This window comes from Candidatus Limnocylindria bacterium (assembly GCA_036523395.1).
Taxonomy (GTDB): Bacteria; Chloroflexota; Limnocylindria; order P2-11E; family P2-11E; genus CF-39.
In genome coordinates this window covers 1-13,074 of sequence record DATDEH010000127.1, presented here as the reverse complement: position 1 = coordinate 13,074, position 13,074 = coordinate 1, and the positions used below count along the sequence as shown (strand labels likewise).

The window sequence follows — 13,074 nt, the reverse complement described above, 5'->3', positions numbered from 1 at the left end:
CCGAGCGCTTCGCTGATGAGCACGAGGTGTGCGGTCGAGCTCACCGGGAGGAATTCCGTGAGCCCTTGCACGATGCCGAGCAGCGCCGCTGCGGCGAGGTCGTTCATCGCATACCTGCTCGCGCCGCCGCGAGCGCACCGTGCGCGTCGCGTTCGTGCCCGAGCGCGGCCTCGAGCTGCTTCGCCCACGACCGTCGGTGGCCGGCGTCGAGGAACCGCATCGCGACCGATGCGTCGAACGGCCCGATGCCGACCTTCTTCGCCGCGTCTGCGACGTAGCCGTACGACTCCGCCGCGCGGAGCAGGTCGGCGCCGGGCGAACCGGGGAACAGCGCACGCGTTGTCCGGAGGAAGCTCGCGGCCGCGCGCCGCTTGTCCGCGAGCAGCGTGCGCATGGCGTGATCGCCGAAAGCCGCCGCGCCTGCGTGACGCGTGTCGGTCCACCGCGTGTCGTCGCGCAGCGCGGCGATCCAGGTCTCGAATGCGCGGTCGCTCGTGTCGGCGGAGCCGACCGCGCCGTTAACGGCGTCACGTGCGATCGCCGCGCGGTCAGGCGATCCCGCGCGGTCGAGGAACACGAGCTCGGTCGCCGCGGCGAGGGCGTTCCAGTCGAGCTTCGTCGGCTGTTCGGTCTTGTCGAAATACGTGCGCGCGTGGAAGGTCGGTCCTTCGTCGTCGCAGCCGACGAGGAGGCCGTACTCAGTCGGACCCACGAGGCCGCGCGCGAGCGGCGGGATCTTGGCCTCGAGCGCCTCCAGGACGCGGTCGATCACGAGCTCCCTCATGTCTTCGTCGTACGGGGGGACCAGCGTGTCGGGCCGACTGCCCGTCGCGCGCGCTGCTCTCGCGAGTGTGTCGTCGTCAAGCGGAGCAGCGGCGATCGGATCCCATCCCGCGACGTCGATCGCGGTCGTGAATGCGGCGCCCGACGCGCCCATGACCCAGTCGTACTCCTGTCCGGTCGCGACCGCGATGCACGCGGGAAGTGTGCATTCGCGTCCCTCACCGAAGTGCAGGGGCGGGATGTCCTTGAGGATGCGCTTGCGTGCGGCCACGCTCACGCGTCGGCGGGAAGGATCGTGAACGAGCGGCCACGGAGCGGTCTCAGGGCCCGAAAGTGGCGCTCGTCGAGCGTGAGGATGCGACGAGTGCCCGCCCGGTCCGCGAGTACCACCAACGACGCGTCAGCTAGGCCGATCCGAAGATCGCGGTAACGATCAACGAGGTCCGCCATCTCGGCGATGTCGTCCGCGTCGAACGAGTGGAGAGTCAAGGCGCCTTCGGCAACGGTTCGAAGAAATGCGAGCTCCTCGGGCACACCCGCGCGCGTCGCCAGCATGTAGTCGACCTCAGCGGCGACGAATGGCGAAAGGAGGAACGGGCCCGAATCCTTCTCCGTCACCGAGCGGACGCGGTCGTGGAACCGATCGGCGGCATCCATCCCTGCGAGCAGTGCGCTCGAGTCGACGACGATCACCGCTCGCCGAAACCCTTGAGCAGCTCCTCGTCAGGATGTCGCCACAGGCCCGGGTCGCCACTATTGAAGAGGGGAAACGTTGGCCGTCGCGGTGACTCGTCGCGCACGATCTGCTCGAGTCCTTCGCGGATGAGGCGCGCCTCGGAGGTCCGACGCCGGCGTGCGAGCGCAGCGAGCTTTCGTTTCAGCTCCACGGAAAGGTACACGGTCGTCTTCAACACCTGACGTATGGTAACACGTATGGCACTGGTCAACTGCCATTCTCAGGGAAGGCATGCTTGAGGACGGTGACCGCGTGGAGCGTCGCCCACTTGCTGGCGTTCACCTTCGACGCCATGCGATCGGCGTACGGCGAGCGGCCGGCCCACCGTCCGTGCGAGTCCTGACGCGACAGAAGCCAGGCGATCGCGATCTGCGCACGCGGGTCGTCGATCGCGCCGGCCGCGTCGATCGCGCGCAGCACGAACAGGATGTCCGCTTGGTAGAAGAGCGGGAACGAGATCTGGCGCCACAGATAGCTCGGCTCGGTCCCGGTCGGATAAGCGCCCCGTGTCATGCGGTACGAGAGGAGGAACTCGACGCCGCGGCGGAGTGTGCGCTCGACCTCGCGCGTGCGTCCGGCTTCAGGGAGCGCAGCGAGACCCCACACCAGGCGCGCGTAGCCCCAGGCGCACGGCTCATCGCTGTTGATCCAACACGCCGCGTCGAACTTCTTCGAATCGCGCACCAGGCGCTGCACCAGCGGCTCGAGGCGCTCGTCGTTGCCGTATCCGGCCAGCGAGACGTAGCGCACGACGTTGCCGACGAAGCACGACGCCCCATGGTCCTGGTCGAAGACCCAGCTCATACCACCTTGATCGGGCGAGCCCAGGTCGTCGAGCACACGCCGTGCGGCGCGGCGCACGCGCGGGTCCCCGGGGTCGACGCCGTACTCGACGAGCAGCAGATTCGACCAGTGCGTCGACTGGTACTTCGGGCCGTAGAGATGCGGGCCCGGCCAGCTGCCGTCCGACTTCTGCTGGCGCAGCAGCGTCGAGAGCGGCGGGCTCGACATCGCGCGCTGCTGCGCCTCGCGCAGCTCGGCATCGCGCGGGCCGCGGTCGAGTACGTGCCGCAGCGTGAGCGCTCGCACCGCCGGGTCGCCCTTCTCTAGGAGCCAGGGGACCGGGTCGTCATGCAGGAGCGACTGCCAGGACATCACGTGCCACCTACCGACAGCTCCGCGATGACGAGCGTCGGGCTGCCGATCCCGCCCGAGCCGAACGTGAGATCCGTACCCACCCCGCTGATCGACGAAAGGAGATGCGTGAGGTTGCCCGCGATCGTAATGCCCTGCACCGGGTGCACCGGCGCGCCTCGCTCCACATACGTTCCGGTCGCTCCGAGTGAGAACTCGCCCGACACCGGATCGATGGTGTGCAGGTTGAGGAGCGAGGTGACGGCCAGCGCACGGTCGAGCCCGCGTACGAGAGCAACTGGATCGTCCGAGCCCGCCTCGATGTAGAAGTTCGATGGACCGATGCGGCTCGGCGATGCGTACGAGCCGCGTCGCGCGTTCCCGGTCGGCGCGCTGCTCATCTTGCGCGCGGTCTTCAGGTTCGTGAGGTAGCCGCGAAGCACGCCGCGCCCGATGAGGATCCGCGTCGTCGTAGCGACGCCTTCGCCGTCGAAGGGCGCACTGCGGAGCCCGCCCTTCCGTCGAGCGTCGTCGACGACCGTCACGCGCGTGTTCGCCACGCGCTCGCCGAGCTTCCCCGCGAACAACGATCGGCCCTTCAGGACGCTATCGGCTGAGAACAGCGGTGCGATCGCGCCGAGGAGCGACATCGCCATCCACGGGTCCAGGACGACCGGGAGCTTCTGGGTGGGGAAGGGCTTCGCGCCAAGCTTCTCCAGCGCGCGCTGCGCGGCCCGCTTGCCGACGGCGTCCGGATCCAGCTCCACCATGCGCCGCGCGCCCTCGCCGTGATAGCCGATCTGCCGCTCGCCGTTCTGCGTCGCGACCGCGCTCGTCATCGCGCCGCAGAAGCTCTCGCGGTACGACGCGCGGACTCCGGTCGTGGTCGCGATGAGCGTGGTCACTTCCGCGTCGCTGTAGCTCGTCTTGCGGAAGTGCGTGATGCGTGGATCCACGGAGCGCGCCGCGCTCTCCACCGCGAGCGCGATCGCGCCGCGGTCCGTGAGCGGGCGGTCCTCGAGGCCGGGCTGGAAGATGTCGAGATCGACGCTCTCGAGCGGCGCGGCGGCGATGCGCAGGTCTTCGTCCGGCTCGGTGATCGTCGCCATCCGCCGCGCCTGGTCCACGCAGGCTTCGATGCCGGAGACCGCGAGATCGCTCGTGTGCGCGAACCCGACGCGCTGACCCTCGAGTACACGCACGCCGAGCCCACGCTCGCCACGTGCTGTCACGACCTCCAGCGCGCCGTCCTTCGTCTCGACGGATCCGGACAACGCGTCGCGCACGAAGATCTCCGCCGTCGCGAGACGGCCCGCTCGCAATGCTTCGAGCGCGCGATCGACGACCTCATCGTTCGAGAGGCGTGCCGTCACTGGATCTTTCCGCCGATGACGACCGACGGGATCCGCAGGGTCGGTTGCGCGTCGGCGACGGGCGCGCCCTGGCCATCCTTGCCGCACGTGCCAGTCGAATACCCAAGGTCCCAGCCGACCATGTCGATCTCGCTCATGAGCTTGGGGCCCTGGCCCACGAGCGTCGCGCCGCGCAGCGGCTCGGCGAGCTTCCCATCGCGGATGCGGTAGCACTCGGTGACCTCGAAGGCGAAGTTGCCGCTCACGACATCGACCTGTCCGCCCCCCATCTTCTTCACGAAGATGCCGTCCTTGACCGAGCGAACGATCTCCTCGGGATCCGAGTCGCCGGACGCGATCATGGTGTTCGTCATCCGGCAGATCGGCAGATGCCGGAAGCTCTCGCGCCGCGCGTTGCCGCTGCGCCGGATACCGAGCTTCTCGGCGTGCTTCCGGTCCGAGAGATACGTCTTCAGGATGCCCTTCTCGATCAGCACGGTGCGCTGCGTCGCGGTGCCCTCGTCGTCCATGGCCGCCGTGCCGCGCTGGCCCGGATCGCGCCCGTCGTCGATCACGGTGATGAGCTCGCTCGCGACCTTCTCACCGATGCGCCCGGAGTACACCGACAGGCCCTTGAGGTTGAGGTCCGCCTCCAGGCCGTGGCCGACCGATTCGTGGATGAGCGTTCCACCCGCCTCGCTCGACAGCACCACGGTGTACGTGCCCGCGGGCGCGGGCTGCGCACCGACGTTGAGCACCGCTCGACGCGCCGCCTTCTCGGCGGCGTCGCGCACCGCGTCGTCGGTGAGCATCTCGAAGCCGAGCGTCCCCCGCACCGCCTCGAATCCGGACTCGAGCACGGCCCCGTCCTTCGCGACGACATGCACCGCGAAGTTCACGCGCACGCGCGTATCGGTCCGATGCACTCCGTCGCTGTTCGCGACCAGGATCTCTTGCACGCTCTCCGCGTACGACACCGTCGCCTGCGACACGCGCTGGTCGTGGGCCCGCGCGACCTCGTTCGCCAGGCGTAGCAGCGCGACCTTGCGCTCCACCGGCACGGTCCGGGGGTCGACTGCGACCGAATGTGGACGCGGGAGCTCGTCTGGCGTGAGGCGAGCCGACTCGTGGAGGCCCGATCCGTCGGCGACGCTGCGCGCCGCGCGGCCCGCGATGGCCATGACGTCGTCGACGTCGGTCACGTTGCCGTTCGCGTAGACGGTCTGCTCGCCGCTTTCGACGCGGACGCCGGCTCCCTGGTCGACTCCGGTGATCGCGTCTTCGATCCGCTGGTCATCGAGGACGAGCTGCAGCGTTTCACTCCGTTCCCAGAACAGCTCGGCCCAGTCGCCGCCGCGCGAAAGCGCGGTACGGATCGCGCGCTCGGCATCGCGAACGGTCATGACCGGCGCGCGCGCGACGGTGAGTGTGATGATCGCCCTCTCCCCTGACCGTCGGTGACGGCGCAGGAGATGGTACGACGCTCAGTCGCCGATGACAGTTACGGTCGCGCTCCGCTCACGTGGTCCATCGAACTCTGCGAAGTACACGCCCTGCCATGTACCGAGCACGAGCTCGCCTTCGTGTACTGAAAGCGACACATCGTTACCAACGAGGACCGCTTTGATGTGCGCCGGCGAATTTCCTTCCGCATGACGGTAGTCGCCGCCCTCCGGGACCAGCGTCGCAAGCCTCTGGAGCAGATCACGCTGCACATCGGGGTCGGCGTTCTCGTTGACGAAGACCGCCGCGGTCGTATGCGCGACACTTATCACGCACATGCCTTCGCGCACCTTGGATCTCGTGACCGCGGCGCGTACGCGCGACGTCACATCGACGGTCATCTCACGCTGGTCAGTGCTCACCGAGAGCTTCTCGTGGTGGACGCTCACGGGACGATCATCCGTTCGGAGACGATCTGATCGATCGTCGGGCGCGCTGCACGCGGCGACGATACTTCCCACATGCGGACGTGGGGCGACGCGCGCACGGCCGCGACCGCGCGTCTGCGGTCCGCCCCTGATGCGAGCACCGCCTCGCTCGACGCCGACGTGCTGCTCGCGCATGCGCTGGGGGTCGGCAAGGAAGCCCTCTACGCGCATCCCGAGCGCGAGCTGTCCGCAGCGGAGGATGAGAGATTCCAGAAGCTCGTCGAACGACGGAGCCGTGGCGAGCCGGTGGCCTATCTGCGCGGCTTCAAGGAGTTCTACGGCCTGCGTTTCCAAGTGGATCCGCGTGTGCTCATCCCACGGCCCGAGACCGAGGTTCTCGTGGAGGCCGCGCGCGAGCGCATCGCCGGCCGCGCACTGCGCGTCGTCGATGTCGGCACGGGCTCGGGCGCGATCGCCGTGGCCCTCGCGGCGCACGAGCACCGCGTGCGCGTCATTGCGACCGACTCATCGCGTGACGCGCTGGTGGTGGCGCGGGCGAACGCGCTGGCGAACGGGGTCGCCGACCGCGTGGAGCTCCGGCAAGGCGATCTGCTCGAGCCGATCACCGAGCGCGTCGACCTCGTGTGCGCCAACCTGCCGTACCTCCGAGACGACACCGTGAACGAGTGGGTCGGCGAGCGCAGCTCCCTCGCGTTCGAGCCGCGGGGCGCGGTTGTCGCGGGGCCCGATGGCCTCGGCCTCATCAAGCGCTGCATCGCAGATCTTGCGCGAGTGCTCGCGCCGGATGGCGCAGCACTCTTCGAATGCGACCCACCTCAGGTCGCCGCCGTCAGGGAAATGCTGGGGCGCGCCGGGCTGCGAACGCGCACGGTGCGCGATCTGACCAGCGCCGAGCGCGTTGTCGTCGCCGAGAGCTAGTCGATGGCGCGCGCGACCTCATCGAACGTTCGGCCGACCGCCTCGTCGAACCCCTGACCGCCCTGGCGCTCGACGAGGAAACCGCGTAGCCCGCATTCGCTCGCCCACGCGAGCGCCTGTGGTTGGTCATCGACCACCGCCGCGCGAGCAGGATCGACGCCGCTATCGGCGAGCACCGCACGGTAGTACGCGGGTCCGAACTTCCAGGTGTTCACAAGGTCTGATCCGTAGACGCGGTCGAACAGATCCCGCGCGCCGATGCGCTCCAGGAATTCCACGAGGTCGTCGTGCGCGTCCGCGGACGCCGTGTGCAGGACGATGCCGCGCGCGCGCAGCGCGCGGAGTGCGTCGAGCGTGCGCGGGACGGGAATTTCGAGACGCGACCTGACATAGCGGACCGTGTCGGCCGCGAGCGCATCCGCGACGTCGTCGGGCGGACGATCGATGCCGACGCCATCGCACATATCGAGGAACCACTGCCGCGCGTCCTTCGCGAAGAAGCCTCGGATGTCGGCAGGACCACCCGCCGCCGCGGCCTGTTGGAAACGCATCCACTGCCGCTCGAACGCGGGCACGTTCGCCGCGCCCCACTCCTCGTGACGACCGCCGAGGCGCGGCGCGAGGAACTCCCCGATCAAGCGACGCCACTGCCCGCTGAGCGTGGTGTTGTCGATGAGCACGCCGCCTTTGTCGACGAAAAGGACTTCGATGGGACTCACGAGAGATGCTCGGGGCTTATTGCGGCGGAGGACGGCGTGCGAGCGCGTCGGCGAGCTCGTCGGCACTCCGCAGGCGACGACTGAGTGTGCGGAGCAGCGCGGCGGCGACCTGCGGGTACTGCATGACGACGACGGCCATCACGGTGGCGTGGAGCTCGAGCGTCTCGGTGTCGTCGAGCGCGGTCACCGTCGCGGATCGCGGCCCGCCGTCGAGAAGACCCATCTCGCCGATCACGTCGCCGGGGCCGAGCTCGGCGAGAACGAGCGGTGTATCGCCAGCCTGGTCGCGCTCCACGCGAACGTGCCCGCGCGTGATGACATGCAGCGCGTCGCTCGCGTCGCCCTGTCGCATGATCACTTCGCCGGTCGCGAAGTGCTTCGGGCGCCCTCGTTCAGCGAGCATCTGGAGTCCGGGCTCGGGAAGCTCCTTGAAGAGCGCCACGTGGTCCAGCGGCGATGTCACCGACCTATCATCCTCCCATGAAGACGCGCCTCCTCGCGGCCGATGCGCCGGGGGCGGTTGAGGAGGCGGCGGCCGCACTCTCGCGTGGTGAGCTCGTCGCCTTTCCCACCGACACCGTGTACGGTCTCGCCGCCGGCCATGACCACGTGCGCAAGCTATACGGCGCGAAGGACCGACCGAAGGAGAAGCGGATCCCGGTGCTCCTCTCAGACGCATCGAATCTCGAGGCGAGCGCGCAGGTCACGCCGGCCGCGCGCGCCCTCGCGGAGCGCTTCTGGCCCGGTCCACTGACGATCGTCCTCGTGGCGCCACGCCGCGGGACGCTCGCGTTCCGCGTGCCCGATCACCCCGTGGCGCGCCAGCTGATCTCACTGAGCGGCGGCGGCCTGCCGGTGACCAGCGCGAACCGCTCGGGGCAACCGGACTCGCGCACGGCGCAGGAGGTCATCGCGCAGCTCGACGGTCGTATCGCGCTCGTGCTCGACGGCGGGCCGACGACCAGCGGACTGTCGTCAACGATCGTCGACTGCACCACACCGGATGTGAAGATCCTGCGCGAGGGCGCCATCACGATCGATGAGATCCGGAGCGCGCTGGCGTCGGCGAAGGTCGCTTGAAGATCGGCATCGCGGCGGACCACGCCGGACAGACACTGAAGGCGGCGCTCGTGGAGCACCTGCGCGAGAAGGGGCACGAGGTGAAGCAGTACGGTCCGCCGACGGATCCGGACGACGACTACCCGATGATCGTGCGCGCACTCGCGGAAGGCATCGCGCGGGGCGAGGTCGAACGAGGCATCTTTACCTGCGGCTCTGGCATCGGACCGGCCGTGGCGGCGAACAAGATCCCAGGGATCCGGGCCAGCGTTCTAGACAACGAATGGTCGGCGCGTGACTCCGTCGAGCACCTTGACCTGAATCTGGTCACGATGGGCGAGCGTGTGATCGGATCCGAGCTCGCGAAGAGCATCGTTGACGCCTATCTCGGAGCGAAGGTCCAGGGCGGACGCCACGAGCGCAGGCGGAGACAGATCGAAGCGATGGAGCAGCGGACCAAGACGACAGCGGACTCGACTCAAGGCATGCGGAGGGGTGTATGAGCCATCTGGAGCGCGAAGACCCGGAGATCCACGCGGCCATCGAGGGCGAGCGGCGCAGGCAGGTCGAGAAGATCGAGCTCATCGCCTCCGAGAACTACACCAGCCCCGCGGTCATGGAGGCCGTGGGCAGTGTGCTCACGAACAAGTACGCCGAGGGCTACCCCGGCAAGCGCTATTACGGCGGCTGCGAGTGGGTCGACGTCGCGGAGACGCTCGCCATCGAACGTGCCAAGGCGCTGTTCGGCGCGGCCGCAGTCAACGTGCAGCCGCACGCCGGGGCGCAGGCGAACATGGCGGCGTACGCGGCGGTGATGCAGCCGGGCGACACGATGCTCGGCCTCGCGCTCGACCAGGGCGGACACCTCACGCACGGCTCGCCCGTGAACTTCTCGGCGAAGCTCTACAGGGTCGTCCCGTACCACGTGCGACGTGAGGACGAGCTCATCGACTACGACGAGATCGAGCGGCTCGCGAAGGAGAACAAGCCCAAGGTCATCGTCGCCGGCGCGACCGCGTACCCGCGCTTCTTCGACTTCCCGCGGCTGCGCAAGATCGCCGACGAGGTCGGCGCGCTCCTCATCGTCGACATGGCGCATTTCGCGGGTCTGGTCGCGGCGGGGGAGCACCCTACGCCGGTGGGACACGCGCAGATCGTCACGACGACGACGCACAAGACGCTTCGCGGACCGCGCGGCGGCATGATCCTCAGCGACGCCGAATTCGAGAAACCCATCAATAGCGCGGTGTTCCCGAACATCCAGGGCGGTCCGCTCATGCACGTCATCGCCGGCAAGGCGGTCATGCTCAAGGAGGCGGCGACGCCGGAATTCAAGGAGTACGCGAAGCAGATCAAGAAGAACGCGAAGACGCTCGCCGCTTCGCTCGCGAAGGCGGGCCTCCGCATCGTGTCGGGCGGTACCGACAACCATCTCATGCTCGTCGACGTGCGACCGCTCGGGCTCACCGGCAAGAAGGCCGAGAAAGCCCTCGATGCCGTCGGCATCACGGTGAACAAGAACACGATCCCGTACGACCCCGAAAAACCAGGCACCGCGTCGGGGATCCGCGTCGGTACGCCGGCCGTGACCACGCGCGGCATGCGCGAGGCCGAGATGGAGCGGATCGGCGCGCTCATCGCGCGGTCCCTCAACGCGAAAGGTGACGAGACTGTCGCGCAGGAGATCGCGACGGAGGTGCTCGACCTCACGCGGCGCTTCCCGGTACCGGGCATCACGCCGGAACGTGTGAGCGCCTGACCACCGAACAGCTTCACGTCTCGACCCATCCGCTGGTCCGCGAGAAGGTCACGCGCCTGCGCGACGAACGGACCAAGCCGCAGCAATTCCGCGCGCTCGTTGGCGAGCTCGCGACGCTCCTCCTATACGAAGCGACGGCGGATCTGCCGGTCGAGGCGGCGGAGGTGACGACGCCGCTCGCGAACGCGAAAGGCGCGCGGCTCGCGGAGCCGGTCGGTCTCATACCCGTCCTGCGCGCCGGGATCGGCATGGTCGAGGCGGCGCTCGATCTCATGCCCGAAGCGCAGGTGTGGCACATCGGGCTGTTCCGCGACGAGCGCACGCTGCGGCCGATCGAGTACTACAACAAGCTTCCATCGGAGGCGACGGTCGCGGTGTGTCTCGTGCTCGATCCGATGCTGGCGACCGGCGGCTCGGCCGTCGCGACCATCGACATCCTCAAGAAGTGGGGCGCCAAGCGTGTGAAATACGTGGGCCTCATCGCCGCGCCCGAAGGAGTGCGCGCTCTTTCGAGCGCGCACCCCGATGTGCCTATTCATGTCGCTGCCCTTGACGAGCGGCTGAACGAGAAGGGCTACATCGTTCCCGGCCTAGGTGACGCGGGCGACCGTCAGTTCGGGACCCGCTGAGCTAGCTGCCCTCGCTCACCGGATAGATCTCGTCCGCCACGAGACCGTGCGCTTCCTTGTGAACTTTCGCCGCGGCCTCCGGTGTCGGCGCGTCCACCAGGCAGAAGACCTTTCCAGCCTTTTCGTCGACCCAGTACCTGAGGTACTTCACGCCGTACTTGCCCTGTGTCTTCACGTCGGCCGCGTGCGCGCCAGCGACGTCTTTCGCTTTCGTACCAGGGGGAAGCGACTTGTGTACATCCATGAATAGCGGCATAGCTCGCTCCTCTTTTTGGTTTCGTCGGTCCTCGCGAATCGTACAGAGGGCGACGCTTCGATGTTCTAGGTACCGACCACGACGCCGCCATCGACGCTCAGGACCGCGCCGTTGATGAAGCTCGCCTCCTCGGACGCGAGGAAGAGATATGCATTCGCGACGTCGCGTGGCTCGCCCATGCGACGGACCGGTGTGCGCTCGACCATGCTCCTCAGGATCTGCTCGGGCATCTGCTTCACCATCTCCGTCGCGATGAAGCCAGGCGCGACAGCGTTCACGGTGATGCCCTTCGGCCCGAGCTCGCGCGCCCACACCTTCGTGAGGCCGATGACGCCGGCCTTCGTCGCCACGTAGTTCGACTGCCCGAAATTGCCGTAGAGGCCGACGACCGACGAGGCATTGAGGATCCTGCCCCAGCCCTTCTTGATCATGACCGGCGCGACGGACTGACCGCAGAGGAACACGCCCTTCAGATTGACCGAGATGACCGCATCGAACTGCGCTTCCTCCATCTTCCCGGTCACCTCGCCGTCTTTCACCTTGACGAGCTGCGCGTCGCGCAGGATGCCGGCGTTGTTCACCAGGATGTCGATGCCGCCGAGCTTCGCCACGGCCGCGGCAACGGCGTTCTCGACGGCCTTCGCATTGGTGACGTCGACGTGCTGGTCGGCGCCGTCGCTGACATCCCAGGTCACCACCGTTGCGCCCGCCTGACGGAACACGCGTGCAGTTTCGGCGCCGATGCCACGCGCGCCACCGGTGATCACGGCGACCCGGCCGTCCAGCCGCATCAATTCCACATACCTCACCGTCATTCTGCTTGGTACGCCGCCTGCGGCTATCGTTCGGCGCTGTGACCGGCCTCCTCCTCGTCAGCTCCGCTGTCGTCGCATTCCTTCTTTCCGCTGCGATCACGCCACTCGTGGGCCGGCTCGCGGAGCGCTTTGCGCTGCTCGACATGCCAGGCGGCCGTCGCATGCATCCGCGCCCGATCCCGCGACCCGGCGGCTTCGCGATCGCTCTCGCGTTCGGACTCACGATCCTTGCCTTCTGGCTGATCGACCGTCTCGCCGGTCATCCGTTCCTCATCCCGGAGGAGGTCCGCTCGTCGCGCTTCACGCTCACGGCGTTCGCCGCGCTCCTCGGCATGACACTGGGTCTCATCGACGACGTGTTCGAGCTCCGTGCGCGCTGGCAGTTCCTCGGTCTCCTCGTCGTCGCGGCCGTCATCGTCGCCGCCGGGCTGCGCATCAACTTCCTCAACGATCCGTTCGGCGACGGGCTCATCGAGATCGCCGGCGTCGTCGCGATCGCCTTCACCGTGTTCTGGATCGTCGGGATGAACGTCGCGCTCAATTTCATCGACGGCCTGGATGGCCTCGCGGCCGGCGTCGCTTCGATCGCCGCGCTCACGCTCGGTGCGCTGGCGCTGCTGCCGCAGGTCAATGAGCCGTTCGTCGCGTGGATGGCGTTCGCGCTCGCTGGCGCGACCGGCGGCTTCCTCCTGTTCAACTTCCATCCGGCTCGTCTCTTCCTCGGCACGACCGGCGTGACGTTCGTCGGGACGATGCTCGCGGTGCTGTCGATCTTCGGCACGGCGAAGGTGGCCGCGGCGCTGCTCGTCCTCGGCGTGCCGATCATCGACACCTTCTACGTGATCGTGCGGCGCATGGCACAGGGGCAGCCGCCGTTCGCGCCGGATCGTGGGCACTTCCATCACCGCCTGCTCGACGTTGGTCTCTCGCACGCCCAAGCCGTGCTCCTGATCTACGGGGTCACGATCGTGCTCGGAGTCCTGGCGTTCGTGACCAGCGGACGGACGCAAGCGATCACGTTC

At 68.1% G+C, this 13,074-nt stretch carries 18 protein-coding genes; 6 read left to right on the top strand and 12 right to left on the bottom strand.

The annotated features are described in order from the left end of the window. From VI056_16005 to VI056_15970, 8 genes are all read right to left on the bottom strand, one after another. On the bottom strand, window positions 1-107 hold a 107-nt coding region (locus tag VI056_16005), incomplete at its 3' end, for an undecaprenyl-diphosphate phosphatase (protein ID HEY6204525.1). Then, the gene (locus VI056_16000) at window positions 104-1,054 is read right to left on the bottom strand and encodes a hypothetical protein (protein HEY6204524.1); all 951 of its coding nucleotides are present in this window, start codon (window positions 1,052-1,054) and stop codon (window positions 104-106) included. The genes VI056_16005 and VI056_16000, both read right to left, overlap by 4 nt. A 2-nt stretch (window positions 1,055-1,056) precedes the next feature. Then, entirely contained in the window at window positions 1,057-1,476 is a 420-nt protein-coding gene (locus VI056_15995) for a VapC toxin family PIN domain ribonuclease (protein ID HEY6204523.1), read from the bottom strand. Next, entirely contained in the window at window positions 1,473-1,697 is a 225-nt protein-coding gene (locus tag VI056_15990; GenBank protein HEY6204522.1) for a CopG family transcriptional regulator, read from the bottom strand. The genes VI056_15995 and VI056_15990 overlap by 4 nt, the downstream gene beginning before the upstream one ends. 29 nt (window positions 1,698-1,726) lie before the next feature. Further along, complete coding sequence (locus VI056_15985; protein ID HEY6204521.1) at window positions 1,727-2,674, bottom strand: hypothetical protein; 948 nt, start codon at window positions 2,672-2,674, stop codon at window positions 1,727-1,729. Then, a complete protein-coding gene (locus VI056_15980; protein HEY6204520.1) occupies window positions 2,674-4,026 on the bottom strand; it encodes a TldD/PmbA family protein in 1,353 nt (450 codons plus the stop codon). The genes VI056_15985 and VI056_15980 overlap by 1 nt, the downstream gene beginning before the upstream one ends. Beyond that, the gene (locus VI056_15975; protein ID HEY6204519.1) at window positions 4,023-5,408 is read right to left on the bottom strand and encodes a TldD/PmbA family protein; all 1,386 of its coding nucleotides are present in this window, start codon (window positions 5,406-5,408) and stop codon (window positions 4,023-4,025) included. The genes VI056_15980 and VI056_15975 overlap by 4 nt, the downstream gene beginning before the upstream one ends. Before the next feature lie 81 nt (window positions 5,409-5,489). Continuing rightward, entirely contained in the window at window positions 5,490-5,897 is a 408-nt protein-coding gene (locus VI056_15970) for a secondary thiamine-phosphate synthase enzyme YjbQ (protein ID HEY6204518.1), read from the bottom strand. A gap of 72 nt (window positions 5,898-5,969) precedes the next feature. Here VI056_15970 and prmC point away from each other — a divergent pair, with 72 nt between their 5' ends. Next, entirely contained in the window at window positions 5,970-6,815 is an 846-nt protein-coding gene (prmC, locus tag VI056_15965; protein ID HEY6204517.1) for a peptide chain release factor N(5)-glutamine methyltransferase, read from the top strand. On the opposite strand, the gene VI056_15960 is transcribed toward prmC, so the two are convergent. Both VI056_15960 and VI056_15955 read right to left on the bottom strand, forming a co-directional pair. Then, entirely contained in the window at window positions 6,812-7,534 is a 723-nt protein-coding gene (locus VI056_15960) for an HAD-IA family hydrolase (protein ID HEY6204516.1), read from the bottom strand. The genes prmC and VI056_15960 overlap by 4 nt on opposite strands. Window positions 7,535-7,550: 16 nt before the next feature. Then, a complete protein-coding gene (locus VI056_15955) occupies window positions 7,551-7,997 on the bottom strand; it encodes a cyclic nucleotide-binding domain-containing protein (protein ID HEY6204515.1) in 447 nt (148 codons plus the stop codon). Window positions 7,998-8,014: 17 nt separating this feature from the next. Here VI056_15955 and VI056_15950 point away from each other — a divergent pair, with 17 nt between their 5' ends. The 4 genes from VI056_15950 to upp are packed head-to-tail and all read left to right on the top strand — an operon-like array spanning window position 8,015 to window position 10,981. Beyond that, window positions 8,015-8,614, top strand: a complete 600-nt coding sequence (locus VI056_15950) for an L-threonylcarbamoyladenylate synthase (GenBank protein ID HEY6204514.1) — start codon at window positions 8,015-8,017, stop codon at window positions 8,612-8,614. After that, window positions 8,611-9,096 carry an RpiB/LacA/LacB family sugar-phosphate isomerase gene (locus tag VI056_15945; protein ID HEY6204513.1) on the top strand — a complete coding sequence of 162 codons (486 nt, stop codon included), beginning with the start codon at window positions 8,611-8,613 and terminating at the stop codon, window positions 9,094-9,096. Before VI056_15950 ends, VI056_15945 begins: the two co-directional genes overlap by 4 nt. Continuing rightward, entirely contained in the window at window positions 9,093-10,352 is a 1,260-nt protein-coding gene (gene glyA, locus VI056_15940) for a serine hydroxymethyltransferase (protein ID HEY6204512.1), read from the top strand. Before VI056_15945 ends, glyA begins: the two co-directional genes overlap by 4 nt. Beyond that, the gene (gene upp / locus VI056_15935; protein HEY6204511.1) at window positions 10,349-10,981 is read left to right on the top strand and encodes a uracil phosphoribosyltransferase; all 633 of its coding nucleotides are present in this window, start codon (window positions 10,349-10,351) and stop codon (window positions 10,979-10,981) included. The genes glyA and upp overlap by 4 nt, the downstream gene beginning before the upstream one ends. Before the next feature lies 1 nt (window position 10,982). Here upp and VI056_15930 read toward each other — a convergent pair whose 3' ends face one another. Both VI056_15930 and VI056_15925 read right to left on the bottom strand, forming a co-directional pair. Then, on the bottom strand, window positions 10,983-11,237 hold the full coding sequence (locus tag VI056_15930; protein HEY6204510.1) for a DUF4242 domain-containing protein: 255 nt from the start codon (window positions 11,235-11,237) through the stop codon (window positions 10,983-10,985). A gap of 65 nt (window positions 11,238-11,302) precedes the next feature. Then, complete coding sequence (locus VI056_15925; GenBank protein HEY6204509.1) at window positions 11,303-12,028, bottom strand: SDR family oxidoreductase; 726 nt, start codon at window positions 12,026-12,028, stop codon at window positions 11,303-11,305. Window positions 12,029-12,090: 62 nt separating this feature from the next. On the opposite strand from VI056_15925, the gene VI056_15920 reads away from it, so the two are divergent. Continuing rightward, window positions 12,091-13,074: MraY family glycosyltransferase (locus VI056_15920; GenBank protein ID HEY6204508.1), on the top strand; the 984-nt coding region annotated here is incomplete at its 3' end.

Excerpts from the sequence above, each read along its gene's own strand:
- VI056_15985 (HEY6204521.1), bottom strand. The coding sequence starts at position 2,674 with ATGTCCTGGCAGTCGCTCCTGCATGACGACCCGGTCCCCTGGCTCCTA.
- VI056_15975 (HEY6204519.1), bottom strand. The coding sequence starts at position 5,408 with ATGACCGTTCGCGATGCCGAGCGCGCGATCCGTACCGCGCTTTCGCGC.
- prmC (HEY6204517.1), top strand. The coding sequence starts at position 5,970 with ATGCGGACGTGGGGCGACGCGCGCACGGCCGCGACCGCGCGTCTGCGG.
- VI056_15950 (HEY6204514.1), top strand. The coding sequence starts at position 8,015 with ATGAAGACGCGCCTCCTCGCGGCCGATGCGCCGGGGGCGGTTGAGGAG.
- glyA (HEY6204512.1), top strand. The coding sequence starts at position 9,093 with ATGAGCCATCTGGAGCGCGAAGACCCGGAGATCCACGCGGCCATCGAG.
- VI056_15930 (HEY6204510.1), bottom strand. The coding sequence starts at position 11,237 with ATGCCGCTATTCATGGATGTACACAAGTCGCTTCCCCCTGGTACGAAA.
- VI056_15925 (HEY6204509.1), bottom strand. The coding sequence starts at position 12,028 with ATGCGGCTGGACGGCCGGGTCGCCGTGATCACCGGTGGCGCGCGTGGC.